The organism is Paenibacillus favisporus (assembly GCF_040545415.1).
GTDB classification, from domain to species: domain Bacteria; phylum Bacillota; class Bacilli; order Paenibacillales; family Paenibacillaceae; genus Paenibacillus_AQ; species Paenibacillus_AQ favisporus.
This window is the reverse complement of sequence record NZ_JBEPLV010000005.1, coordinates 171,237-194,970: the sequence shown is the minus strand read 5'-3', so window position 1 is coordinate 194,970 and position 23,734 is coordinate 171,237. Positions and strand designations below refer to the sequence as shown.

The 23,734-nt window shown below is 54.4% G+C and carries 20 protein-coding genes; 6 read left to right on the top strand and 14 right to left on the bottom strand.

All coding sequences use genetic code 11. The annotated features are described in order from the left end of the window. Window positions 1–235 precede the first annotated feature (235 nt). The 3 genes from ABID47_RS22250 to ABID47_RS22240 all read right to left on the bottom strand — a co-directional run bounded on the left by ABID47_RS22250 (window position 236) and on the right by ABID47_RS22240 (window position 3,748). On the bottom strand, window positions 236–1,909 hold the full coding sequence (locus ABID47_RS22250) for a class I adenylate-forming enzyme family protein (protein ID WP_354499970.1): 1,674 nt from the start codon (window positions 1,907–1,909) through the stop codon (window positions 236–238). Between the two features lie 82 nt (window positions 1,910–1,991). Continuing rightward, entirely contained in the window at window positions 1,992–3,230 is a 1,239-nt protein-coding gene (gene fabF / locus ABID47_RS22245) for a beta-ketoacyl-ACP synthase II (protein WP_354499968.1), read from the bottom strand. A 56-nt stretch (window positions 3,231–3,286) separates the two neighbouring features. Beyond that, window positions 3,287–3,748, bottom strand: coding sequence for an acyl-CoA thioesterase (locus ABID47_RS22240; protein ID WP_354499966.1), 462 nt, complete (start codon window positions 3,746–3,748; stop codon window positions 3,287–3,289). A gap of 265 nt (window positions 3,749–4,013) precedes the next feature. On the opposite strand from ABID47_RS22240, the gene ABID47_RS22235 reads away from it, so the two are divergent. Continuing rightward, window positions 4,014–5,891 (top strand): S-layer homology domain-containing protein, encoded by a 1,878-nt coding sequence (locus ABID47_RS22235; protein ID WP_354499964.1) that lies wholly within the window; start codon window positions 4,014–4,016, stop codon window positions 5,889–5,891. Window positions 5,892–5,933: 42 nt separating this feature from the next. Here the strand turns inward: ABID47_RS22235 and ABID47_RS22230 are convergent, their stop codons facing one another. From ABID47_RS22230 to ABID47_RS22215, 4 genes are all read right to left on the bottom strand, one after another. Beyond that, window positions 5,934–6,716 carry a GNAT family N-acetyltransferase gene (locus tag ABID47_RS22230; RefSeq protein WP_354499962.1) on the bottom strand — a complete coding sequence of 261 codons (783 nt, stop codon included), beginning with the start codon at window positions 6,714–6,716 and terminating at the stop codon, window positions 5,934–5,936. Between the two features lie 144 nt (window positions 6,717–6,860). Beyond that, window positions 6,861–7,229 (bottom strand): LSm family protein, encoded by a 369-nt coding sequence (locus ABID47_RS22225; protein WP_354499960.1) that lies wholly within the window; start codon window positions 7,227–7,229, stop codon window positions 6,861–6,863. Between the two features lie 17 nt (window positions 7,230–7,246). Next, complete coding sequence (locus ABID47_RS22220) at window positions 7,247–7,993, bottom strand: class I SAM-dependent methyltransferase (RefSeq protein WP_152399812.1); 747 nt, start codon at window positions 7,991–7,993, stop codon at window positions 7,247–7,249. Between the two features lie 162 nt (window positions 7,994–8,155). Beyond that, the gene (locus ABID47_RS22215; protein WP_244867613.1) at window positions 8,156–8,509 is read right to left on the bottom strand and encodes a hypothetical protein; all 354 of its coding nucleotides are present in this window, start codon (window positions 8,507–8,509) and stop codon (window positions 8,156–8,158) included. Window positions 8,510–9,148: 639 nt separating this feature from the next. On the opposite strand from ABID47_RS22215, the gene ABID47_RS22210 reads away from it, so the two are divergent. The 3 genes from ABID47_RS22210 (at window position 9,149) to ABID47_RS22200 (ending at window position 14,312) form a co-directional block, all read left to right on the top strand. Next, a complete protein-coding gene (locus ABID47_RS22210) occupies window positions 9,149–9,385 on the top strand; it encodes a hypothetical protein (protein WP_354499956.1) in 237 nt (78 codons plus the stop codon). A 38-nt stretch (window positions 9,386–9,423) separates the two neighbouring features. After that, window positions 9,424–13,047 (top strand): CheR family methyltransferase, encoded by a 3,624-nt coding sequence (locus ABID47_RS22205; protein ID WP_354499954.1) that lies wholly within the window; start codon window positions 9,424–9,426, stop codon window positions 13,045–13,047. A 188-nt stretch (window positions 13,048–13,235) separates the two neighbouring features. Further along, the gene (locus tag ABID47_RS22200; RefSeq protein ID WP_354499952.1) at window positions 13,236–14,312 is read left to right on the top strand and encodes a DUF4037 domain-containing protein; all 1,077 of its coding nucleotides are present in this window, start codon (window positions 13,236–13,238) and stop codon (window positions 14,310–14,312) included. A gap of 332 nt (window positions 14,313–14,644) precedes the next feature. On the opposite strand, the gene ABID47_RS22195 is transcribed toward ABID47_RS22200, so the two are convergent. Continuing rightward, window positions 14,645–15,706, bottom strand: coding sequence for an LLM class flavin-dependent oxidoreductase (locus ABID47_RS22195; RefSeq protein ID WP_152399807.1), 1,062 nt, complete (start codon window positions 15,704–15,706; stop codon window positions 14,645–14,647). Window positions 15,707–15,861: 155 nt separating this feature from the next. Continuing rightward, window positions 15,862–16,449 carry an NAD(P)H-dependent oxidoreductase gene (locus ABID47_RS22190; RefSeq protein WP_354500423.1) on the bottom strand — a complete coding sequence of 196 codons (588 nt, stop codon included), beginning with the start codon at window positions 16,447–16,449 and terminating at the stop codon, window positions 15,862–15,864. A 124-nt stretch (window positions 16,450–16,573) separates the two neighbouring features. On the opposite strand from ABID47_RS22190, the gene ABID47_RS22185 reads away from it, so the two are divergent. Then, entirely contained in the window at window positions 16,574–17,011 is a 438-nt protein-coding gene (locus ABID47_RS22185) for a MarR family winged helix-turn-helix transcriptional regulator (protein ID WP_354499949.1), read from the top strand. A gap of 117 nt (window positions 17,012–17,128) precedes the next feature. Here the strand turns inward: ABID47_RS22185 and ABID47_RS22180 are convergent, their stop codons facing one another. From ABID47_RS22180 to ABID47_RS22165, 4 genes are all read right to left on the bottom strand, one after another. Beyond that, window positions 17,129–18,145 (bottom strand): SDR family oxidoreductase, encoded by a 1,017-nt coding sequence (locus ABID47_RS22180; RefSeq protein ID WP_354499947.1) that lies wholly within the window; start codon window positions 18,143–18,145, stop codon window positions 17,129–17,131. Between the two features lie 87 nt (window positions 18,146–18,232). Next, the gene (locus tag ABID47_RS22175) at window positions 18,233–18,976 is read right to left on the bottom strand and encodes a hypothetical protein (protein WP_354499945.1); all 744 of its coding nucleotides are present in this window, start codon (window positions 18,974–18,976) and stop codon (window positions 18,233–18,235) included. Between the two features lie 117 nt (window positions 18,977–19,093). Continuing rightward, window positions 19,094–19,417 carry a DUF6944 family repetitive protein gene (locus tag ABID47_RS22170; RefSeq protein ID WP_354499943.1) on the bottom strand — a complete coding sequence of 108 codons (324 nt, stop codon included), beginning with the start codon at window positions 19,415–19,417 and terminating at the stop codon, window positions 19,094–19,096. A 169-nt stretch (window positions 19,418–19,586) separates the two neighbouring features. Next, window positions 19,587–20,537, bottom strand: coding sequence for a bile acid:sodium symporter family protein (locus tag ABID47_RS22165; protein WP_354499941.1), 951 nt, complete (start codon window positions 20,535–20,537; stop codon window positions 19,587–19,589). 410 nt (window positions 20,538–20,947) lie between these two features. Between ABID47_RS22165 and ABID47_RS22160 the strand changes: the two genes are divergently transcribed. Then, entirely contained in the window at window positions 20,948–21,985 is a 1,038-nt protein-coding gene (locus ABID47_RS22160) for a C40 family peptidase (protein ID WP_354499939.1), read from the top strand. Window positions 21,986–22,101: 116 nt separating this feature from the next. Here the strand turns inward: ABID47_RS22160 and ABID47_RS22155 are convergent, their stop codons facing one another. Beyond that, window positions 22,102–23,496, bottom strand: a complete 1,395-nt coding sequence (locus ABID47_RS22155; RefSeq protein WP_354499937.1) for a sugar porter family MFS transporter — start codon at window positions 23,494–23,496, stop codon at window positions 22,102–22,104. Window positions 23,497–23,734 lie beyond the last annotated feature (238 nt).

Here is a 23,734-nt window from a genome sequence, read left to right as displayed (position 1 = left end):
GCATCTCTCTGCGTTACTGCCGGCACCCGGTAGTTAAGCCGTATCTATGGTTCCTCATTTCGGTTAGACGTTCGGCGGCACCTCCAACCGCCATCCACCTTCTCCTTCACCCAAGCAGCTTCGCCTTTTCCCTTATGGCTGGCAGAAGGCAGCAAAAAAAGGACACCCCTGAAGGGTGCCCTTTCACCGAATCTTATTTTTTTAACGAACCGTAAACAGCGTTTTCTGCCCGTCTTTATTGTCTCTCAAACAATCCGTTCTTCTGGTCTTCTACCGCCATCTGCTTCACGACAAAATGCTTCTTCTTGCCGGTTGCGGTATACGGCAGCTCGTCAATGAACCGGTAGAAGCGCGGTTTCTTGTAATTGGCCAGCATCGGATGATCGCTGCAGTACTTGTTCAGCTCTTTGGCTGTCAGCTCCGGATCCTCCTTGATCACGTAAGCGACGATCGATTCGCCGCGCAGCTCGTCCGGCGCGCCGACGACGACTGACTCCTTCACTTTCGGATGCTGGTTCAGAATTTCCTCGATCTGCACCGGATGAATATTTTCGCCCGAGGAGACGATCATGTCATTTTTACGGCCGACTACAGTCACGAACTCATTCTCGTCCCAGGTCCCCATGTCCCCGATGTACACCCAGCCTTTATAAAAGACCCGCTCACTCTCATTCGGGTTGTTCACATAGGCATACGTGGATTTGCCCGGCGACTTGACGATGATCTCGCCGACTTCACTGCCATCGCGCGCCACGACCTCATCCGGTTCCGCCCGTCTGTCCGGGTAGACCTTAACGACCGCGACATCGTCGTCGGTGCAGGAACGTCCGGCCGATCCCGCCATTTCCGGCAGATCGTAAGGACGGAGGAACGTGTTCCAGAATGCTTCCGACGTGCCGTAGCCATTGAAAATATTCGGCGTCAGCGTCTCCTGGAATTTGATGCAGTCCTCCCGCTCCAGCGGCGCACCCATCGTCACGATGCCTTTTAATTTGGACAGGTCCACAGGGTTTTTCTTCTGGGCGTCATAGAGCATTTTGAGCATAGGCGGCGCCCCGATCAGGAAGGTCAAGTTGTATTTCTCGGCGAGTTCCAGGCATGTTTTCGGATGGAAGTATCGAAGAATGACGATTTCGGCCCCCACATACAGGGATGGAGTCGGTCCTCCGGAATGGATGCCTCCGCGGTGGAACCAAGGGCTCATATTCATCGTTTTATCGGTAGGGTTGAGAGGAAAATGCATCGCCACGTCGTGGGCGGACAGGATGTCGTTGATGTTGTTGATTGGAACCCCTTTCGGCTGGCCGGTGGTTCCCGAGGTATACAAGCGTGTAATTTCATCGTAAATGTGGGATGGCCGCTCGATGGCCGGGTTATGCTCCGGCTTGTCCTGCACATAATCGCTGTAGGTAATGTGATCCGCAGGTGCCTCTTGATTGCCGTTCATATCGACCATCACGATCCGGCGGGGGCGGTGTTTGGCCATGGCCAGCGCCTGCTCGGCCGTTTCCTTGATTTCCGCATCGTAGATGTAGACGGCAGGCTTGCTGTCATCGAGGATGAACGCGGTTTCTCCGGGGGAGAGCTTGAAGTTGATCGGGCAGTTGATCGCGCCGATTTTCTGCGGAGCCAGGTAGCTGAACACGAATTCGGCCGAGTTGAGCAGCTGATACACAATGACCTCATTTTTGCCGACTCCGTCTCCGAGCAGGGCATGCGAGAGGCGGTTTACTTCCCCGTTCAGCTCAGCGTAAGTCCAGGTGCGCTCCCGCACCGGATCGGTCAAGGCCGGACGCCCCGCAAACCGGTGCACGTTCCGCATAAATCCGTTAATATACGTAAACTCATTTTCAAATGTATCTTTAAACATCCGAACATCATAGGTAAATTGTTGTTCCATGGTACCCATCTAACTTCCTTCCTTCATATTTAAAATTAAACCTTTGCGAGACTTCGAAAAGCGGAACAGGGCTTCTTGCCCGTCCGCTTCGTTAATTGGTTCCTTCGTATTTCCCGACGATCAGGGATGTATTTTGTCCACCAAAGCCAAAAGAATTGGACATCGCGATACGGACCTTCGCCGCTCTCGCCTCATTCGGCACATAATCCAGATCGCATTCCGGATCCGGCTGCTCGTGATTAAGCGTCGGCGGAACGATCCCTTCGCGGATCGCCTGAATGCAGGCAATCAGCTCCGTGACGCCGCCCGCACCCATCAAGTGGCCGGTTGCCCCCTTGGTCGAACTGACCGGGATTCGGCCCGCCCCTTCGCCAAACACGGCTTTCAGGGATTTGGTTTCGATTCGGTCGCCAAGCGGCGTGGACGTTCCGTGCGCGTTAATATAATCCACGTCGGACGGAGTCAGCCCGGCTTGTTCCAGGGCCTGTTCCATACACCGCACTTCCCCGGCTCCTTCAGGTTCCGGCGAAGTCACGTGGTAGGCGTCCGAGCAGTTGGCGTGGGCGAGCAGCTCAGCCTTAATATCGGCTCCCCGGCTCTCGGCGGATTCGAGCCTTTCCAGAATGACCACGCCTGCTCCCTCGCCCATCACGAACCCGTCGCGATCGAGGTCAAACGGCCGGCTCGCTTTGGCCGGATCGTCATTCCGAGTCGACAGCGCCCGGGCCGACGCCAGTCCAGCGTCCATCAGTCCGCACAGGATGGATTCCGCGCCGACGGCCACGACCGCATCCGCTTGTCCGGATTGCAGGAGCATGGATGCCATGCCTATGGCGTCCGCACCGGAAGAGCAGGCGGTGTTGACCGTATAGCTCGGGCCTTTGAAGCCATATGCGATCGAAATTTGGGCGGCAGCAATGTTGCCGAGGATTTTGGGAACCAAATGCGGGCTCACGCGGGCGCTTCCCGTTCCGGTCATCTGCTCCTGCGCCGCCGCTGCCGTCGTGATGCCTCCCAGCGCCGTTCCCAGCACGATGGCCACCCGCTCGGGCTTCGCGTCGAGTTTACTGTCAGCCAGCGCCTCTTGGGCTGCCACCAGGGCAAACTGCATGAAAATATCGGTCTGTCCGGCTAACTTTTTCGGTATGTAGTCCGTGGGGTTAAACGCTTTGACTTCGGCTGCGATCTTGACCGGCAGCTCCGAGGCATCAAACCGCGTAATGCTTCCGATCCCGCTGTTTCCTTTCAAGAGATTGTCCCAGTAGGCCGGCACGCCGATGCCGATCGGGGTTACGGCCCCCATACCTGTAATCACTACGCGCTCCTTCACTCCGAAAGCACCTCCTCTCTATTTTTGCCGCAAAATATATCGTCTTTACTTGTAGATTAAGCTTGGGCCGATGGCTTGCCTGCCAACGCGCCGCTCCATGTGCTGCTGATCTGTTTCCACAACTCCGGGAAACGCTTCTCCACGTTAAAAGGAAGACCCTGGTCATCCACGTACGTATGGGACGTCGTCCCCTCGCACGCCAGCTTTCCGTCCTGCTTCAGCACCTGATAGTTGAACGTCATCCGGCTCCGTGACAGGGCTGTCAGCGACGTGCGGACCGTGACGGGCTCCTCCGGGCGGAGCATTTTTTTATAATCACAATCCGCCTTCAGGCAAACCAGCGAAATGCCGTTACCATGAAAGGTTTCCATGTAAGGAAATCCGTATACGTGCATGAATCTCATGCGCCCGTTCGTGAACCAATCAAAAGCCTTGGCGTAATAGGAGATTCCCGCCGCATCGCAGTCCCCCCAGGTCACAATCATCTCCATGTCATGGCTGGGAAAAGAATCTGCCAATTTCGCTCCCTCCTTTCGCTCGTGCTATTTTTCACACTGAACATTATACTCCGATTATCAAAAATAAAAAGTAATTTACTAACTTTTATAAGGTGGCCCACTCTTTACCTGTGATTCCAATCCACAATTGAATCCATTGTCCATTCAAGGATTGCCCTGCCGGCATGTTTTCAAACCGCGAAAATTTTGATTGAAATACGCCTGATAATCACTACAATTCAGATTAGGCTTATTGGTTATTATTTCATGTCCAATTGGGGGAAATATGTTGAGAAATACGTTGATGAAAGTCCTCTCGTCCGCGGCGCTGCTCAGCGCCATCGCCGTACCCGCCGTTAGTGCGGAAACCGTCACCACCCCGTTCTCGGATATCGCCGGATCCTACGCAAAGGATGCCATTAACGAGTTAGTCGAAAAGGGCATCGTTAATGGAAAGGGCGACGGCAAGTTTGATCCTACCGGAAAAATTGAAAGACAGGATTTTGCTATCATCCTTGCCAAAGCATTGGGTCTGGACGTTTCCAGTACACCAACGTCGCCGACTTTCTCGGACGTACCTTCAGACAGCTATGCCTATGCTTCTGTCGAGGCCGCCGTCAAGGCGGGGCTGATCAAGGGGCAGGGAAACGGAACCTTTGGCACCGGCTCCAATTTGTCGCGCCAGGATATGGCGGTCCTGTTCGTTCGCGCTCTGGGCATCGATTCACAGGGGAAAGGCTCCATTTTAAAATTTTCCGACGCGAGCTCCATTTCTGACTATGCCAAGGATGCCGTCGCCGTAGCGGTTGGGTTCGGATTGTTCAATGGAGGCACCGACGGCAAATTTGATCCAAAAGGCGGTGCGGCAAGAGAAGAAGTAGCGCTGGTGGCCAGCCGTTTTTTTGACGCCAAGGAGATTATAGACAGCCAAACGCCGCCTTCGCAGCCGGATCCAGCTCCAACCACGCCGCCGGAACCGGCAAAGCCAGCCACTCCGACACCTCCGGCAACCTCTGTGCCAACCTCATCGGGCGGCAGCGGCAATAGCGGGGGCAGCTCTAATGGGAATCATGGCGGCAGCACGCCTAGCCAGCCGGAAACGTCAGCACCGGCGGTTAAATTGGTCTCTTCGTCTCCACTAAATATTGGAGATTCGATCCAATTGATCAGCAGCAAAGTAGGCAAAGTGTATCTGGTGCCGTACGCAGCAACTCCAACGAGCATAGCGGATCTAGATTCACTGGATGATCGGTTTAAGAGTTCAGTTCTTTACGCGAATCAGGTGACGGAAATGCAAACATCCTCGTTGACAGCGGGAGAATACAAAGTATATTTCGTAGATCAAGAAGAGCGCATGTCGGCGCCGTCTGCTAAAATCGTGCTTCAGGATAATCCCAGGATCACATTAACGAATGAAGAAGAATCCTCCTTCCTTTTAGGTAAGGAAGGTGCTGTTCTTAAAGATCTCACCGATAATCCTTCTAGTGCAGACAGAAATATTAACGATTGGATTCAGGTAAAGTGGCACGGTAAGTCTTTGGATATGATCTATAATTCAACGCAACACAATTTCAAAGTTTTTGAAGATGACAATCGGGTAGGCACATTGGAAGTAAGCTCTGAATCTTCCGTAATTTCTATTGAGCCTACTGAAGATGGGTTGCATATCAGGCCTACCGAAGAGGCCAATGAAACAACAAAAGCTGATTTGCAGTTTACCCTAAAGAGTTACAGTAGAGAGGAAGAAACTCAACAAGAGTTAGGTCATGTTGATTTGCCGGTTCATTTTGACCTTGCACCTTCCGTTACCGAGGCGACTTACCAAGACGGCGTTATCACTTTAACGGTAGATCAAGTTCTTCACCAAATGGATGTTCTCCCTCTCGTTACAAGCATCTCCTATTCTTCAAGCGGCGAGTTTGGTAATGACAACGGATATTTACTTCAAGATGAAGAGTTCAAAGTTGCGTTAAGCGAAGACCCCAAGCAATTTACTATAACTCTCACCGACTCTGTGCTGAACGAGCTACTCTTGAACGAAAACGGAAAATTCCGCCTGGTTATCTCGGGACTTAGAGACGAGACTGGCAACCTTTCCGAAGAAGAAACCTACGACGTGAACATATCAAATGTAGAGCCAAACCCCACTTCCGAAGGTGAATAACGCACACAAAAAAACGGCCAGCATCCTTGGCCGTTTTTCCATTTACCCCTCCTGCCCCACAACCTTCATCCTCAGCAGCCGGGTCCGGGTCACCATCCCTGCGCTTTCCAGTGTCCTCTTGGACGCCTCGTTGTAATACCAGCAGCCGCTGAGCGGCCGAATCCCCTGTGCATGGCACCAACCTTTCAGCCACAAAATAATCTTTCGCCCTATACCCTGATGGCGGTACGACTCGTTCGTAAACATGCCGATACTGGCAGTGCCGTCGATCAAGGCCGAGCGCTCCACAATGCCGACTCCCAGCAGCTCACTGCCCCGATACCGGGTAAAGAGCTCTCCCTTTTGGATGCGTAATGCGACAGAACCCAGAAAGTCTCCGCATACCCGCTCAATGTCCTCCAGATCGGCAAGCTCTGCGGGACGTAACATGCCCGGGTCCGAACGTGGATCACTCGTCAGGTCTAACCCGCTGTCCTGAAAGAAATAGGCCTGCTTGGCGATAGCCATGTCATGGTCCAATGCCAAGCTGAGCAGCAGCTCATCTCCCGTCGACACGAACACCTCACTCACCTGATGCTCTTCCAGCACCCGCCGCAGTAGAACCTGCGCATGCCTCTGGTGAGACCGGCGCAAGTAAAACTGCGTCAGCAGACTGTGATCATGAATGGCGTAATATCCTATCGACGTGTTTTCAGACAGGATGATATAAAATTGCGAGGCCAGAATATACTGCTCCAGAAAGGTATCAAACGGCGAAGACAACCCATTTATGTACTCCTGCTGCAACTCTCGTATTTCTTTGATCCTACACGCTCTGGTTTCCATGCTCGAAGCACCCCTTCCAACCATCCTTTTCCTTCATTTTACCTCGGCTTCCCGCTGGCCGAAACTACAAAAAAAGACCATTCCCACACGGAATGGCCTTGTGTTCCACAGAGCTCCCAGGAGGATCGCTTGCGGCTCGCCCCGTTAGATTTTAAAAGCCCCCATCAGCGGCATAATCATCTGCAGCATATTCATGCCCACCCGAATATTCGGGATAATCTGGCCGAACATGCCCATGAGCCCTCCAGATTGGCCGGCAGTCTGACCCTGCGCACTGGGCTGACGGCCGCCGCCAAACAAGGCGCTCAAGATGCCGGATACCTGCACTTCTTTTTCCCGTGTCGGCGGGCCTGTCATTTTCGACCGTCCTCTGGCCGCGGACAGTACAACCTGCCCGTTCTCAATACCCGTTACGTAGCCTACATACTGCGTACCATCCTTGAGTACCACCCAAACCGGCTGCCCCAACAACTGGGCGGCTTGTTTAGGATCGACAACATACTCCTGCTTCATGAATCTCACCTCACTTCTCAGCTATCTGATCCGCCCGCCAATCCCTTGCCTCCGATCCATACCGCATAAGACAATACATCGCCGAACTCTTCGTAGAACTGATGATTCCTCTGCAGCAGCTGAAGCGCTGCCGGATCGTCCAGCCACTCCATATCGAACATTTGGTATGGATCAAAGGATATACTCACTCCCTGCTCCTGCAGCGAAGCCAGACGGTCCGAAGGAAGCCGCGCGTCCAGACTGCGGAAACCCGCCTGCTTCAATAGCTGCTCCCATTCTTCCAAGGAAGGAATGTCCCGGGCACCGTACAGCTCCTGCGACGCTTCCTTCAGCCCCGGATGGTCCTGCTTCCGGACCATTTCCCGGTCGTATAACAATCCGCCGTCCTTGAGCACGCGGTGATATTCCTTCAAGGCAGCCGGAATGTCCACAAATAAGGTAACCGATTCGACAAAAACGACATCGAACCCGCCGGCTTCAAACGGAAGTGAGGCGGCATCCGCAATCCGGAAGTCGACCTCCACCTCCATGGCCTCGGAACGCCGGCGGGCTTTTCCGATCATGCCGTGATGTACATCTACAGCGGTTACCCGGTAGCCCATTTTCGCCAAGTGACAGGCCGTTCTCCCGGTTCCGCAGCCTACCTCCAGAATATTCGCCCCGGCCGGTATGGCATCGCGCTCAAGGAGTGCCAAGGTGCTGTCAAAGCCGCCTGGATGAGCAGCCCCTTCACCCAACGCAGCCAACATATCAAAGTACTTCAACGTTTTTCGCCTCCATCAGGCACTCCGTCCGGTCTTCGGCCCGCCATGGCGGACGGACAGGTCTCCCGTTTTCCTTTTAAAAAAAGACCCCTGCATTCCCTATCGTCTGCAGAGATCAGTTCACATCCGGCAAAGCGCCAGTATATATATCGTCTATTCTATTTAGATGAAGAGGAACGGTATCAGGAATAATAAAGCAATGGAAGTCCAGGCCAAAGCCCCGTATCCCGGCGGGTAACCGTAACCGTAGCGGCCGCCATAGCCGCCGTAAGGACCGTATCCCGGGTAGCTGGATGTCTTGGCTTTTTGCTGCAGCTCGCTTAGCTGCTTGCTGGCTTTTCCGGGGTTCGTGGACAGAATGGTCGCACGGGGAGCAGCGTCGCCGAGCTCCAGTCCATGATCCGAAACTCCCTTAATCGTGCCATACACTTGCGTACCATCCTTAAGAACCGCACAAACGTGCTTGCCGACATACGATCTGCACGTCTCAGCCGATGGTGATTGGATCAGCATCATGCCTATTCCTCCTTCCCACTTCATTCCTTTATCCTATTCACCTGCATCCGGAGTCGAAAGGGGAATATGACCATTTATAGGGAGCCCTGCGCTTCAAACTTCAACTGTCCGCATAGACGGCTCCCCCGCCAGATTGGCTAAACTCGCTCTTCGAAGAGGCCCGATACCATTTTCAGACCGAATAATGCGCTTTTTCCCCCCGCACAGAAACATATGGATAAATCACAAACTATATAAAGGTCTTATATACTATCATCCATACGATCAGTAGGGGATGTAGATTCAACACAGGTTTTGTCGAATTTGACGACCTCGGGCATGTTCCTCTACGATGAACACAAATAAAAAATGATAGACTTGAAAACTTTGGGAGATTATACCCATGATCTTTATTATAATAAAATTAGCCCTTATCCGAGGGGCAAGGAGGAACATGCTTGTATATCGTTTACTCAACTGTCGTTGTACCCGCCGATAAGGCCGACGAAGTTATCCATATTTCGCCCGATGAAACAAGCCGGCACATACGAACGATTGATCGATCGGGTGACGTAGCTGATTTACGAAGCCGCCCCGTCACTCATGGACCGGTAACGCGTAAAAGGAGTGCAGAAATATAAGGATGATAATGCGCACCACATGCGTCATCTGGAAACGGCACTCGAACTTGACGATTCACGGGTATTTAGCGATTATGCCGTTTGGCTGAATGGTATTCTGAACACTTACGGCATGGAAACGCGTACGCTGACGGATAACTTCCGATACCTTCAGCAATCTCTTTCCACAGTGGATGAATTGGACGAGCCCACTAAGCGGGCCTTCGGCCAGTACCTGACCGATGCGATAAATCGGCTTGAGGCAGATCAAGATTGATTGCTTTTCAAGAATGATAACGGAAGGGGTAGACGCGGATGAACGGGAATGGACGTAATGAACTGCAAGCTGCAGCACCGGTATCGACACAAGAACTGACGCTCGTGAGTAAGGATACACAGGATTTGGACCCCAGCTTTGTGGTGGGTCTGGGTGCATCAGCCGGCGGACTGGAAGCATTGGAGACTTTCTTTGACCAAATGCCGACAGACACGGGGATGGCCTTCATTGTCGTTCAGCACCTTTCTCCGGATTACAAAAGCCTGATGGACGAGATATTGCGCAAATACACTTCCATGCCCATTCGCGAAGCCAAGCACGGCATGAAAATCAACGCGAATCATATTTATTTGACCCCTCCTCGTAAAATCCTCACCGTTGTGGAAGGACGTCTGCAGCTGACCGATTCCATTCCGCCTGCAGCCCTGCACCTGCCGATCGATATGTTTTTCCGCTCACTTGCCATGGCCTACGGCACCAAAGCCGTAGCCGTGATTATGTCCGGGACCGGCACCGACGGTTCACGGGGAATACATGACATTAAGGAAGCCGGGGGACTCGTCATTGTACAGGACAGTCAATCGGCTAAATTTGACGGAATGCCCAGCAGCGCAAGGCTGTCCGATAACGCCGACGTCGTGCTGGCCCCGAAAGAAATGACCGAAATGCTGATGGAGCACGTGCATGGCGCAGCGTACGAGAGCATGACAACGGCCCGGGAAACCATCACGACCGAGCAATACATTCAGCTCATTTTTGAGAAAATCCGCCAGGAATGCGGCGTGGACTTTACCTATTACAAACGAAACAGCGTGCTGCGGCGAATCGAGCGGCGGATGGCCATTCATAACGCCCCATCTATGGCCGCTTACATGACCTATCTGGAGGAACACCGCGAGGAGCTGCAGGCGCTGCGGAAGGATCTTCTGATCGGCGTCACCAATTTTTTCAGGGATCCAGAAGCGTTCCAGACCATTTATGACAAGGTACTCCCGGAGATTTTCGAGCGCAAAAGCCTCTCCAAGGAAATCCGCGTATGGGTGGCGGGGTGCTCGACGGGGGAGGAAGCCTACTCGATCGCGATGCTGCTGCGCAAATTTGCGGATACGCTGGATGAACCTTATCTGATTAAAATTTTCGCCACCGATCTGGACAAGGAATCGATTGAATACGCCAGCCAAGGCATCTATACGCAGAGCAACATCAGTCATCTTTCGGAAGAAGATCAGGAGCGCTTCTTTATTAAGGACGACGATATGTTCCAGGTGAGCAAAGACATCCGCAAGATGGTTGTGTTCGCTCCGCAGAACATCATCAAGGACCCCCCGTTCCGGAATCTCGACCTGATCACCTGCCGGAATATGCTGATTTACCTGCAGCCGGAGATGCAGCAGAAGGTGCTGTCCCTGTTTCATTTTGCGCTGAATCCGGAAGGGTTCCTGTTCCTTGGGCCCAGCGAAACGATCGGGCGCTTTGCAGGGCAGTTCGATTTTGTGGACCGGCGCTGGAACATTTTCTCGCACAAGAACGGAAAAGCCGAAACGGAATCGCGGCTGTTTTCACTCGAAGGGCGGATTTCGCAGACTCAGTCCTACCGTAAAACTGCCCCTCCACCGGCTTTTTTACGCGATCCGGCATCACTTAAGCGTCTGGACGATCTGCAGGGAGCGCTGGTCGAGGAGCATATTCCGCCCGGCATGATCGTAGACCAGAACAACGATGTCATTCACCTGAATGGTGCGATCAACGATTATCTCATGCTTGCCCAAGGCAAGCCCAGCTGGAATTTATACAAAATGATCGACCCGAACGTATCCGTCGCGGTTTCGGCCGCCGTCCAGAAAGTCCGGCAGGAGCGGCGCGGCGTCGTCTACCACTCCCTCGGCATCGCCACCAACGCCGGCGAAACGGTGGTGGACCTACACATTCGGCCGTTTTCGCTAAAGAATAAATCGTTCGATAAATACGTGCTCATCCTGTTCATGGACCCCGAGGAGCCGGATGCCGCGGCGCAATTGGTCTTGGAGCCGTTCGAAATCGACCGCAACGTCAGCTCCCGGATCATTGAGCTGGAGCAGGCGCTCCTAATGGCGGAGGAATCCCTTCAAGCCACCGTTGAGGAGCTCGAGACGTCCAACGAGGAGCTGCAGGCGACGAACGAAGAGCTGGTGGCCGCGAACGAGGAGCTGCAGAGCGCCAACGAAGAGCTGCAGTCGGTGAACGAGGAGCTGGTGACTGTCAACACCGAATACCAGTTTAAAATCCAGGAGCTCACCGACGTGAACAACGACATGAACAATTTTCTGGTCAGCACGCGCATCGGCACCATTTTTCTGGACAAACGGATGTGCATCCGCCGCTTTACCCCGGCGATCACGAAGGAGATCAACCTGCTGGAGGTCGATTACGGCAGGCCGATCGAGCACATCTCCCACCATTTTAAATACGATACGCTGGTGGCCGATGCGAAGCAGGTGCTGCGAACGCTCGTTCCTTTTGAGAAAGAGATCCAGAGCCAGGACGGCACCTGGTACAGCATGCGCATCCTGCCGTACCGTACGGAGCAAAACTTTATCAGCGGGGTCGTGCTGACGTTCGTGAACATCACAGATCTCAAGGCGGTTAATGAAGAGCTGACCAAGCTCAGCTACGCCGTCGAGCAAAGCCCGAGCATAACTGTCATTACCGACGTCGGCGGGTCGATTGAGTACGTGAATCCGAAGTTCACCGAAATTACCGGATTTAGCCTTTCCGAGTCGCGGGGAAACAGCCTGAAGGCCTTTTGCAAGACGTCCGCGGGAAGTCCCACGGTCGATCTGATCATGGAGACGGCCAAAAACTGCGGTATCTGGAAAGGCGAGCTGAACAGCACCAAGAAGAACGGGGAATTGTACTGGGAATCGGTGAAGCTCATTCCGATTAAAAACAAGAAGGGCGAGATCATCCACTACGTCAAACTGTCCGAGGATATCAGCGAGCGCAAGCAGGCGGAAGAGATGCTCCGCAAAACCGAAATGCTGTCGGCCGTCGGCCAGCTGGCTGCAGGCATCGCCCACGAAATCCGCAACCCGCTGACCGCGCTGAAGGGCTTCACCAAGCTGATGTCCAAAAAGGAGACGGGCAACGACTCTTATATAGGGATCATGCTGAACGAGCTGAACCGCATCGAGCAGATCGTCAGCGAGCTGTTGGTGCTGGCGAAGCCACAGGCGGTCGATTTTGTCCAAATGGACCTGGAGCGCATCCTGCATGACGTCATCATGCTGCTGGAATCGCAGGCCAACATGAACAACGTAGAGATGAACATCGACCTGAAGCCGGGCATGAGGGTGGTCTGCGTCGAGAACCAGCTCAAGCAAGTATTCATCAACGTGCTGAAAAATGCGATTGAAGCGATGCCGCGCGGCGGCGAGGTCAACATCCAGGCCAGCCTGAGCGACAACCACAACATCATCGTGCGGTTTGCCGACAACGGCTCCGGCATTCCGGAAAGCAAGCTGGCGAAACTGGGCGAGCCGTTCTATTCGACGAAGGATAAGGGAACGGGCCTCGGCCTGATGGTCAGCTACAAAATCATCGAGAATCACCAGGGATCGATCCGTTTCGAAAGCGTTGAAGGCGAAGGAACGACGGTCACGATCACGATTCCGGGGGTAGCGTAAGGATTACCGCAGAGTTCATCATGATATCAGTAACGGCAAGGCGGATCTTCAAACCGAAGGAAAATTATTAAAGGAGGCGTTGTCTATGGTAACTCCCTTAGTTAACCGGGCAGAACAACGAAAGGGGATAACGCATCACTAGCCCGACAACCTGCGTGTTTCCCCGATGATCAGGAGGATGGGAAACCTTGAGTTTATTTATTCCTGGATTACAGCTGTCTCAGTTGTTTTATGAAGAAGTCGTCAGCAAACTGATTCAATGTCCGCATGCAGCGGCTTTGATCGGCGAAGGCTCCGAGGTGCTGGGGTATGACCAGCCGCGCTCGACCGATCACAGCTGGGGACCGAGGCTGCAGATTTTCGTTTCAACTACCGAGGTCGGAAAGGTGAGTATGCGCGTCGACAGTGGGCTGCCGGACGATTTTATGGGATATCCCGTGCGGTTTTTTTCATGGCAGAACGGGACGGTTCAGCACCATGTCCATGTGACGACCCTTGAGGACTGGCTGGCATCCCAGCTCCGCATCCAGGGACCGGACCCGCTCACTCCACAGCAGTGGCTGTCTCTCCCGCAGCAGCATCTGCTGCAGTTTACGGCAGGCGCTGTGTTCCATGACGATGCCGGTGAGCTGACCCGAATGCGCGGGCAGCTCGCATGGTATCCGCAGGATATTTGGCTCTGGATGCTGGCGTCCCAGTGGCATTTAATCGGCAATTTGCAGCCGCTTATAGGCAGGACAGCCGAAGCCGGCGACCTTCGTGGCTCCGTTCTGATCGCCTGTACCCTGGTCCGCCGGATCATGGAGATGTGCTTCCTGCAGGAGCGGACATACTGGCCTTACCCTAAATGGTTCGGAACAGCCTTCTCCCACCTGGCTGCCGCCCCCGCAGTGGGACCGGTTCTTGACCGTATCCTGGCCGCTGCAGACACGGGAAGCCGGGAGCAAGCCGTCAATCAGGCGCTGATTCAGCTGGCAGAGCGGCATAATGCGCTTGGGATCACCCCGGAGATCCCGCCGCAGATCGCGGATTTTCAGGTCGGGATCAACGGCGCCGTCCGGCCTTATCCTGTACTGAATACGGGAAGCTATGTCGAGGCCTGCCGGAAGGCGATCGCCGATTCCGCCATCGCCCGCCTGGTCCCGACCGGGGCGATCGATCAGCTGACGCACGCGGATGACGCACTGATCAACTTCACCTCCTGGCCAGTGCGCTTGAATGATGGATATGCGCAGGAATTGAAGGGTTCTGCGGGCTCCGAGTAAAATACTGCCTGAAATAATTGCACATATTCAGTTCGAAATCAGTCGTTTGCTTCACATTAAGTGAAAAGTGCATCTATTTCACCAGCACGCTGGCAAGCTTCTGCTTAAGCACATAAAAAAGAGGGGGACAAAACCCCCTCTTTTTTGTGATTATTGAAATGTGTGTACATGCAGCAGCTGGTGGCACTAAAGCGCTGCGTTAAACCGTTTGCTCAGGGCACCCGTGTGCCCGCGGCTTGCTATCACGCCTGAGCACACTTGCCCGCTGCACGGTTCACCAGCCACGTGATTCCTTCCGCTCTCGCATACCCGCGAGCCCCCGGCTGCAGGCCTTACTCCTTCGGCTCGCCCGCGGCTTCCCATTTCGCAATCTCCTCACGCACGAGCGGCGCCACCTCGGTTCCGAGCAGCTCAATAGCTCGCATCACGAGATGATGCGGCATAGAGCCGACCGGCACGTGCAGCATAAAGCGCGTGACGCCCACATTCTTGCGGAGATGGATGATCTTCCGGGCGACCGTCTCCGGATCGCCGACGTACAGGGCGCCTTCGAAGCTGCGGGCGTTGTCGAAGCTGTTGCGGTCATAATGGCCCCAGCCCCGCTCCCGTCCCAGCACATTCATGCTGTACTGGGTGGAAGGGAAGAACAGGTCGGCGGCCTTCTCCGTCTCCTCGGCTATAAAGCCGTGCGAATGGGAGCCCACCGCCAGCTTCGACACGTCGTGGCCCGCGTGGGCAGCCGCCCGCTTGTACAGCTCCACCAGCGGCGCAAACTGCGTCGGTCTGCCTCCGATAATGGCCAGCACCAGCGGCAGGCCCAGCAGGCCGGCACGGATGACCGACTCCTGGTTGCCTCCGCTGCCGATCCAGACGGGCAGCGGATCCTGAACCGGACGCGGATACACGCCCAGGTTGTGAATCGCCGGCCGGTGGCGGCCCTCCCAGGTCACCTTTTCGGAAGACCGGATTTTGAGCAGCAGCTCCAGCTTCTCGTCAAACAGCTCGTCGTAATCGTTCAGATCGTATCCGAACAGCGGGAACGATTCGATAAAGGACCCCCGGCCCGCCATAATTTCGGCGCGTCCGTTTGAAATCCCGTCGACCGTGGCAAAATCCTGAAAGACCCGCACCGGGTCGGCCGATGACAGCACCGTGACCGCGCTGCTGAGCCGGATTCGCCGGGTCTGCGGCGCAGCCGCCGCCAGTACGAGCGCCGGCGAAGACGCGGCATAGTCCTTTCGGTGATGCTCGCCTACTCCGAATACGTCCAGCCCCACCTGATCGGCAAGTACAATTTCCTCAACTACTTCGCGCAAACGCTGCGCGTGGCTGATGACCTCACCCGTCTCTACGTCCGGTGTCGTTTCCACAAAGGTACTGATGCCTATTTCCATGGGATCCCCCTAGTTCAATAGATTGGTATACTCTAACCGACCGCCGCAGCGGCCCACTTTTTCTTAATTGCGTATATCTTCATATTGAACTATTTTAGGGTCCATTTCAAGCCTTCCCGCAAAAATCCCCATTCGCCTTCCTGCTCCATCCCCGGTCAACGTGCGACGGTTCTAAAATACCGATACACCCGGTCCAGCTTCGCCTCATGCCTACCCTTGGGACTTTCCATATTTCCGAACTCAAAAAATTTCACCCGCTTGATGCCCACGAACCGGAACAGCGCCTTCCGCATCAGCACTTTGTGTGCGTTATTCAGCCACAACAGAGGATATAGCGCCGGCCCTTTCATGGTGGAGATGCATACGACCGATCTGCCCTTCAGCAGCCCTTCCGGCAGCAGCCCGCCCTTGTCCCTGTAAGCGAAGCCCGAAGCAAACATCTGGTCGATGAATCCCAGCAGCATGGCCGGCGGCCGGCCCCACCAAATCGGGTAGACCAGGACGATTTTATCCGCCCACAGCAGCATCTCCCGATACTTCTCCAGCGCTGGGTCCTTGTGCATATCCCGTCTCCGTTTGGTCTCATTGAAGATCAGAACCGGATTAAAACCCTCTTCATAGAGGTCGAGCGTCCGGATTTGCGAAACCGCCGGATTCTCACGGCTGCCTTCCAATACTTTCTGCAAAAACGAGTAACTTAAGCTTTGATGATTCGGATGCGTGTAAATGACCAGTACCTTCATCGTGCCACCCCATTTACTTATCATTTGATAACCAAATCCTACCACGCAGTCCGTTTAGTTGTCAAATGATAATTGTTTATTGATAATAATTTTGATATGTTCGTGAGGAAGAGGTGGTGACATCATGGATGAAAATAAGCTTTTTGACAAGTTGATTGCCTTTACGGCAGCCGTACATCAGGTCAAACACGAAATGACTCAAGGTATCAAACCCGAAGGTATTACGCCGGTCCAGTACAGCATGCTCGAATACATCGCCGTAAGCCAGCCGGTAACCTTGAGCCAAATCAGTGACTGCCAGCAGATGTCCATGCCGAATACGAGCCGGGAAATCAAGAAGCTGTGCGACAAGCAGTTATGTGAAAAATACGATGACCCCAGTGACCGGCGCAAACAGTATGTCCGCCTGTCCGGCGAAGGGGAGCGTGTGATGAAAGAGGCCTTCGGCCATATCGGCACGCGGTTCCTCACCCGGCTGCAGGACGCTTCCGAGAAGGATCTGCAGGAGATCGTTCATGCGATGGACGTGCTGCACTCCCGGGTATTTTATACGGATAAATAATGATGTGAAACGGCCTGTATGATCTCGGTCCTTTCAATGCAAGCGAAAAAGGCGCCTGTCTCCAGGCACCTTTTCATAAACAATTATATATTCTTGGCAGCTCCGCTGCCTCCTGCCTTACCCTTTAATCCGCTCAGCCGCTTCCTGCAGAGCTTGAACTACCTTGTCGCACCAGCTGTCGAACTCAGGATCCTCGGTCTGGTGCTCCGGATGGGACAGAATATACTGCACCGTCTCCTTAATGCCCTGATCCACCCGTGTGGTCGCCACAAAATCGGGAACGAGCCGCTTCAATTTGGCATTGTTAAAGACAACCGTATTGGCCTTGTCTCCCAGCAGGCTGCCCCTGAAATCCTCCTTGCTGCAGGCATCGAGGAACTCGGATGCGACATGAACCGCATTCAGCTTCACGCCCAGAGCGTCGGCGATGATCTCGTAAATCTGGTTCCAGGTGACCGATTCATCCGATGTAATGTGCACGGACTCGCCGATCGCATGGATGTTGCCCATCAGGCCGATAAAGCCTTTGGCAAAATCCCGGTTATGTGTCATCGTCCACAGCGACGTACCGTCTCCGTGAATAATGACGGGCTTGTTCTCCAGCATCCGTTTCGCCACCTGCCAGCTGCCCTTGCTTCCGTGTACGCCAAGCGGTATCGAGCGCTCGTCGTACGTATGGCTTGGCCTTACGATGGTCACCGGAAAGCCCTGCTCGCGATACTGCTTCATCAGGTAATCCTCGCAGGCGATCTTGTTTCGGGAATACTCCCAGTATGGATTGGATAGCGGAGTTCCTTCGGTGATGAGGTAATCGGATAAAGGCGACTGGTAAGCCGAAGCCGAACTGATGAACATGAACTGCTTCGTACGGTCCTTGAACAGGCGGTAATCCCGCTCCAAATGCTCCGGTACAAAGGCGATAAAGTCGGCCACGACGTCAAACTGGAGATCGGCGATCAGACCGGCTACCTGCTCCTCGTCGTGAATATCGGCCTGGATGACATGAGCCCCTTCCGGCAGGGCATCATTCCGGTGTCCGCGGTTCAGCAGGTACAGCTCGCAGCCCTGCGCCAGCAGCTGCTTCGTAATGGCAGTACTGATCGTTCCCGTTCCTCCAATAAATAGCGCTTTCATAAAAAGACACCTCCATCAAGATGGTCTAGAAACTTTTGGATTCCTTAAGCCCATCCTAACGATAACACGGGAAGGCCCGCCAGACAATCAAGAGAAGTAACGACGCAGGCTCTTTTTCATCTCCGCTTTCCGTGCGGCAAACTGTTTGTGCCGATGGCCGTTGGCCCCCGAAGGGTGGGGAAAGCCCCATAGGCACTGCCCGGCGTCCAGCACTCCCTGCTCGGCCAGAAGCCGGAGGACGCTTTCCACGGCTATTCCAAGCGGAATGATGAAGGGGCGATCTGGAAAAACGCTCAGCTCTTGAGTGATGCTGGCTAGCGCCGTGTCCCTTAAGCTTGGAGTCCCCATCAGGCTCGGGTGGCTGCCGTTGTAATTGGCCCGGTTGACGAAGACGGGATAGCGGAGCACCGAACTGGTATGCAGCATCTCCCGCTCTGTGCCAAATAAAGCCTCACTCGTGCGGATCCCCAAATACTCCGGCATCCCCATCTCGTCCAGCATGGAGATCAGGTTCGCGCGCAGACTGCCGGCAAAGCTGGCCGCCTCCTTCGCCCTCAGGCACACCGCCTCATCGCCCAATCCTTGATCCATGGCATGCCGCGCCGCTTCATAAGCGATTCTCATCTGTGTAAAGCCCGGGGTCAAGCCCACGATAAATAGGCTCGCGGATGAATGAACATAATCATTATGCGGAGCGTAAAATGTCTCTACAAGGCCGTCTGCCGATAGACGCAGTTCCGGAATCAGAAGATCCTCCCGGGTGAGCCGCCCGTCTGCCGGCAGTGACCGAATGGCGCGTCGGAATGTGCTCAAGGCACTTGATAACAGCAATATCATCCCTCCAGTTATGCCGGAACGCGGGAATATGTTCGCCTGCTGTGCATACCTGATCCCGAACGTTCTCGGAAGCGGCTCCCCCGCTTGTTATCCTTATCCTTGCCCTGCCGGTTAGGACCCATCCCCTGCGATCACCTCCAGTGAGTTCCCCAGGGACTGCAGCAGGTTGCCGGCGACCATCATGTCGTTCACTTCCTTGCTCGATGCAGAGCTTCTCAATCTGGCGGTTAGTTCTGCCTGTGCGGCATTGGCAATCGCCTGCATCGCATTACCGATAAGCTGCAGCCTCTCTCCTTCCTGCTGCTGCTTTTTGCGGGATGAGAGCCCTTTCGTCTGGCCAATGGCCGCAACGTTGGTCCCCCATGCCTGAAGCCAAGCAAACGCCGCAAGCTGCTCCTGAATCTTCCTTTGGTGTGACCGCATCTTTGATCGCATCGTATCCCTTCTTTCAATCTAGAATCTACGAGAGGTCTCTACTGCTATAACATACGCTTTTCTAGCACGGCCCGCCGATGGCGTATGTCCTTCCCGGTGCGGCGCCTGTCCGATTGCTAAGGAAAAAGAGGCTTGTCACATGGACAAGCCTCCTGCAAGTTCTATAGTCTTACCGATTCTTACCCATCTCCGCCTGCTCATAGCGCCGGGCGAACCAGGTGGCCAGGAGCGAGCCGGAAATGTTGTGCCACACACTGAATATCGCGCTCGGCACGGCGGCGACGGGGTTGAAATGAGCCGCGGCGAGCGTCGCCCCCAGGCCCGAATTCTGCATACCGGTCTCAAACAAGACCGCTTTGCGTTTGCTCAGGTTCATGCGGAAGAGCTTGGCAAACAAATAGCCAAGGGCATACCCGAGCAGGTTGTGAAGAATGACGACCGCAAAAATCAGCAAACCGCTTTCGATGATTTTGGTGCGGCTGCCGGCCACGACGATCGCCACAATCAGCACAATGGCCAGGGTGGAGACGAGCGGGAGTGCCTGAGCGCTGGCTTCGGCCTGCTTTTTAAACAAGGACTTAACGATAACCCCGAGCACGATCGGCAAAATGACCACCATCAGAATGTCCTTGATGAGCGCACCGGCATCGACCGGCATCCAGCGGCCGGCCAGCAGGCTGATCAGCGCGGGTGTAGCCAGCGGTGCGATAATGGTAGACACGGAAGCGATGGATACCCCCAGCGCAACATCCCCTTTCGCCAGCAGCGTCATCACATTGGACGAGGTGCCGCTCGGGCAGCATCCGACGAGGATGACGCCTACGGCGATATCCGGCGGCAGGTTTAGCACCAGCGCCAAAACATAAGCCAGCAGCGGCATAATGATGAAATGGCCGACCACGCCTATCAGCACTTCGAGCGGCCGGCGGAAAACTTCGCGAAAGTCGGCGGAGGATAAGGTCAGCCCCATGCCGAACATGACGATTCCCAAAAAGATCGAAATGTAGCCCTTTAACGGGATAAAGACATTAGGTAAAAAAAAGCCCAGACAAGCAAACAGAATGACCCAAACCGAAAACGTGCCACCGACAACCTTGCTCACTTTTGCAACAGCATTCATCTCTCCGAACCTCACTTCTTGTGTAATAAAAATCATTCTACGACAAAAGCCGTGAATCGTCTACGAATTCCGGAGAATTGGAGGGGTTACTGTTGCAGGAATGTACTGGTGAAAAAAAGACCTCCTTCATCAAGGAAGCCTCCCATCCAGTACGTTATAGTGAGTCGTCTGATTCCTCCCATGCGTCTTGGACGCATAGAGTGCCTCGTCGGCCTTTTTCAGCAGTGTGGCCTCCGTGTAGAATTTGTCCGTTTCATTAATTTACCAATGCTGAAGAACAAAACCAATCGCCCTCCCTCTCGTCCAACTATACAGGGACTTCTTGGTAAAGATACCCGCCGGAATTCCCTGTTCCTATGCGGTTCATCATCCACGAACCGTCAATCCAGTTGAAACAAGGTGATGATAACATGATGAGAAAAAAAGGGGCGGTTCTTGCCGGCCTGGCCGCTGCCATGATCGCTGGCACGTCGGTCTATGCGGATGCCGCTCCGGCATCCTCCAAGCCGATCGCCGTCTATCTGGACGGCCGGCAGCTGCAGACCGAAGTGCAGCCGCTGAATGTCGGCGGTACAGTACTTGTGCCGATGCGCGGCCTGTTTGAGCGCCAAGGGGCCAAGCTGGCCTGGGATAACGCCACGAAGATGCTGAAGGCCACCAAGGGAGGCACCACGCTGACCTACCGGATCGGCGAGCATACCGCGAACCTGAACGGACAAGCCCTCGAGGTGACAGTGCCCGGCCAAATCTCCGGCGGATATTCCCTCGTGCCGCTGCGCTTTGTGAGCGAAGCGCTGGGCAGCGAGGTCGCTTGGCAGCCGGATGCGCACACGGTGCGGATTACTTCCAAGGTTTCGCTTGAGACTTCTATCCGCTGGGGTGTGAACCTGCGGAGCAAGCCGGATTCAGCGAGCGATGCAACGTCACTCGGCATGCTTGCCGCCGGACAGAAGGTGCATGTCATCCGCGAAGTGAACGCCCTCTGGCTGGAGGTGGAGACGGAAAACCATCAAACAGGATACATATCGGCCAAGCCGAAATATACCGACTATGCCAGCGTTTCGCTTGCCGACATGCAGGCGGACGAGCTGATCTCTTACGGTAAAAAGTTCCTCGGCACCCCTTACGAATTCGGAGCTTCTCCGGACCAGACGAAGACATTCGACTGCTCTTCCTTCGTCAAGCGGGTTTACGAGGATGTGCTGTCGGTCGAGCTACCCCGCGTGTCCTACGACCAGGCGAAGGCCGGCAAGGAAGTGTCCTTAAGCGATCTGCGCAAAGGGGACCTGCTGTTCTTCAGCGCCCGCGGGCTGGATATCGGCCACGTTGGCATCTATATGGGCAATAATCAAATTCTTCACACGTACTCCAAAGAGCTCGGCGTTCACGTCGAAGCCTTTGACGGCCAGTGGAAAAAACGGTTCGTCACCGCACGCCGGATTCTGTAACCGGATCTTCGGTTGAAACCGGTGGATGTCGGTAGTCCATACCGGTTGTTCCAACACACAAAAAAGGGGAGTTCCCAGGTTCATCGACCCAGGGAACTCCCCTTTTTATATGCGTATTATTTTCCTTGTGCCCACATGGCTTCCATTTCCTCCAGGGACTTTCCTTTGGTTTCCGGTACCGCGCGCCAAGTAAACACGAGGCAAATCAGCGACATGACGCCGAAAATCCAGAAGGTTGCCGCCGGACCTGCCGAAGACAGCATCGGCGGGAAGGCTTGGGATACGACGTAGTCGGCGATCCACAAAGCCATCGAGGCAATGGCCGTCGCGATACCGCGGACCCGGTTCGGGAAGATCTCCGAAATGAGGACCCATACCACCGGTCCGAGCGAGATCGCAAAAGCCGCGACGTAAATCAGAATAAAGATCAGGACCAGCGGTCCGGAGGTATGTCCGGTCTGGAACGCCGTTCCGATGACGGCGAGGGAGATCAGCATCGCGGCCGATCCGACCAGCATCAGCGCCTTCCGTCCCACTTTATCGATCAGCCAAATGGCCAAAATGGTAAACAAGAGGTTGATCACGCCGACAAAAATCGTCTGAACGAGCGCGGCGTTCGTACCGGCACCGGTCTCTTTAAAAATCTCCGGCGCATAATACATCACGGCGTTGATGCCGGTCACCTGCTGCAGAATCGCCAGTCCGACACCGACGATCAGCGCCATGCGCAGCCCCGGGCTGAACAGCTGGCGGAACGATCCTTTTTCCTGGCTAAACGACTCCTTGATATCCCGCACTTCCTGCTTCGCCAGCTCTTCGCCGTGAATTTTGAGCAGGACCGGCAGCGCTGCGGCCGCCCGGCCTTGCTTGATCAGCCATCTTGGGCTTTCCGGCACGAAGAACAGCAGCACAAGGAACAGTGCGCCGGGAATGACGCCGAAGCCAAACATCCAGCGCCAGGCACTCGACACATCCCAAGCATCGTCACCCATGCCGGCGATCCACAGATTGATGAAGTACACGAGCGAAATGCCTGTAACCGTTGCCAGCTGGTTTAATGCGACGAGGCGGCCGCGGAATTTGGCCGGGGCGATCTCCGCATTATACAGCGGACACAAGGTGGATGTAATGCCGATGCCAACGCCGCCGATCATCCGGGCGATGATAAACCCGCTGAACGTATTCGGTATGGCCGAGCCAATGGATCCGATAATGAAAAGAAGCGCTGCCGCAATGATGACTTTTTTCCGGCCGAACTTGTCGCTCAGCATGCCGGAGAACAGGGCTCCGGGGATACAGCCGATGATCAAGCTGGAAACCGCCCAGCCTGTCTGGAAATCGTTCAGGTTAAAGCGCTTTTCCATGAAACCGATGGCGCCCGATACAACGGCTGTATCAAAACCAAACAGCAAACCGCCTAAAGCAGCTACGATGGACACCAGCGTCACGAACTTCATGCTGATCTTCTGGTTATCCTGCTCGCTGCTATGTTCCAATGTAATAGAGCTCATATATTATCCCTTCCATGTCATTAATTTGGATAGAATGAACTAAAGTTCAATCTATTTGGATCGATGAAATCTTAGAAATCATCACTAAAAGCCTACATCCATTGTAACATGGGGGACCTTTGCATCCGCTTTCGATTCCCTTCACTTATTTGCGGTAGATCAGCATAAAATCGCTCCGTCATTCGCCTGATAAGCCCGGACTAGCACAAATTCGGCTCGCATCACAAATAAGTCCATG

What these genes read in the sequence shown, in the direction of transcription:
- ABID47_RS22250 (WP_354499970.1), bottom strand. Translation starts at nt 1,909, where the DNA reads ATGGGTACCATGGAACAACAATTTACCTATGATGTTCGGATGTTTAAA.
- ABID47_RS22235 (WP_354499964.1), top strand. Translation starts at nt 4,014, where the DNA reads ATGTTGAGAAATACGTTGATGAAAGTCCTCTCGTCCGCGGCGCTGCTC.
- ABID47_RS22230 (WP_354499962.1), bottom strand. Translation starts at nt 6,716, where the DNA reads ATGGAAACCAGAGCGTGTAGGATCAAAGAAATACGAGAGTTGCAGCAG.
- ABID47_RS22225 (WP_354499960.1), bottom strand. Translation starts at nt 7,229, where the DNA reads ATGAAGCAGGAGTATGTTGTCGATCCTAAACAAGCCGCCCAGTTGTTG.
- ABID47_RS22215 (WP_244867613.1), bottom strand. Translation starts at nt 8,509, where the DNA reads ATGATGCTGATCCAATCACCATCGGCTGAGACGTGCAGATCGTATGTC.
- ABID47_RS22210 (WP_354499956.1), top strand. Translation starts at nt 9,149, where the DNA reads ATGCGTCATCTGGAAACGGCACTCGAACTTGACGATTCACGGGTATTT.
- ABID47_RS22205 (WP_354499954.1), top strand. Translation starts at nt 9,424, where the DNA reads ATGAACGGGAATGGACGTAATGAACTGCAAGCTGCAGCACCGGTATCG.
- ABID47_RS22195 (WP_152399807.1), bottom strand. Translation starts at nt 15,706, where the DNA reads ATGGAAATAGGCATCAGTACCTTTGTGGAAACGACACCGGACGTAGAG.
- ABID47_RS22190 (WP_354500423.1), bottom strand. Translation starts at nt 16,449, where the DNA reads ATGAAGGTACTGGTCATTTACACGCATCCGAATCATCAAAGCTTAAGT.
- ABID47_RS22185 (WP_354499949.1), top strand. Translation starts at nt 16,574, where the DNA reads ATGGATGAAAATAAGCTTTTTGACAAGTTGATTGCCTTTACGGCAGCC.
- ABID47_RS22180 (WP_354499947.1), bottom strand. Translation starts at nt 18,145, where the DNA reads ATGAAAGCGCTATTTATTGGAGGAACGGGAACGATCAGTACTGCCATT.
- ABID47_RS22170 (WP_354499943.1), bottom strand. Translation starts at nt 19,417, where the DNA reads ATGCGATCAAAGATGCGGTCACACCAAAGGAAGATTCAGGAGCAGCTT.
- ABID47_RS22165 (WP_354499941.1), bottom strand. Translation starts at nt 20,537, where the DNA reads ATGAATGCTGTTGCAAAAGTGAGCAAGGTTGTCGGTGGCACGTTTTCG.
- ABID47_RS22160 (WP_354499939.1), top strand. Translation starts at nt 20,948, where the DNA reads ATGATGAGAAAAAAAGGGGCGGTTCTTGCCGGCCTGGCCGCTGCCATG.
- ABID47_RS22155 (WP_354499937.1), bottom strand. Translation starts at nt 23,496, where the DNA reads ATGAGCTCTATTACATTGGAACATAGCAGCGAGCAGGATAACCAGAAG.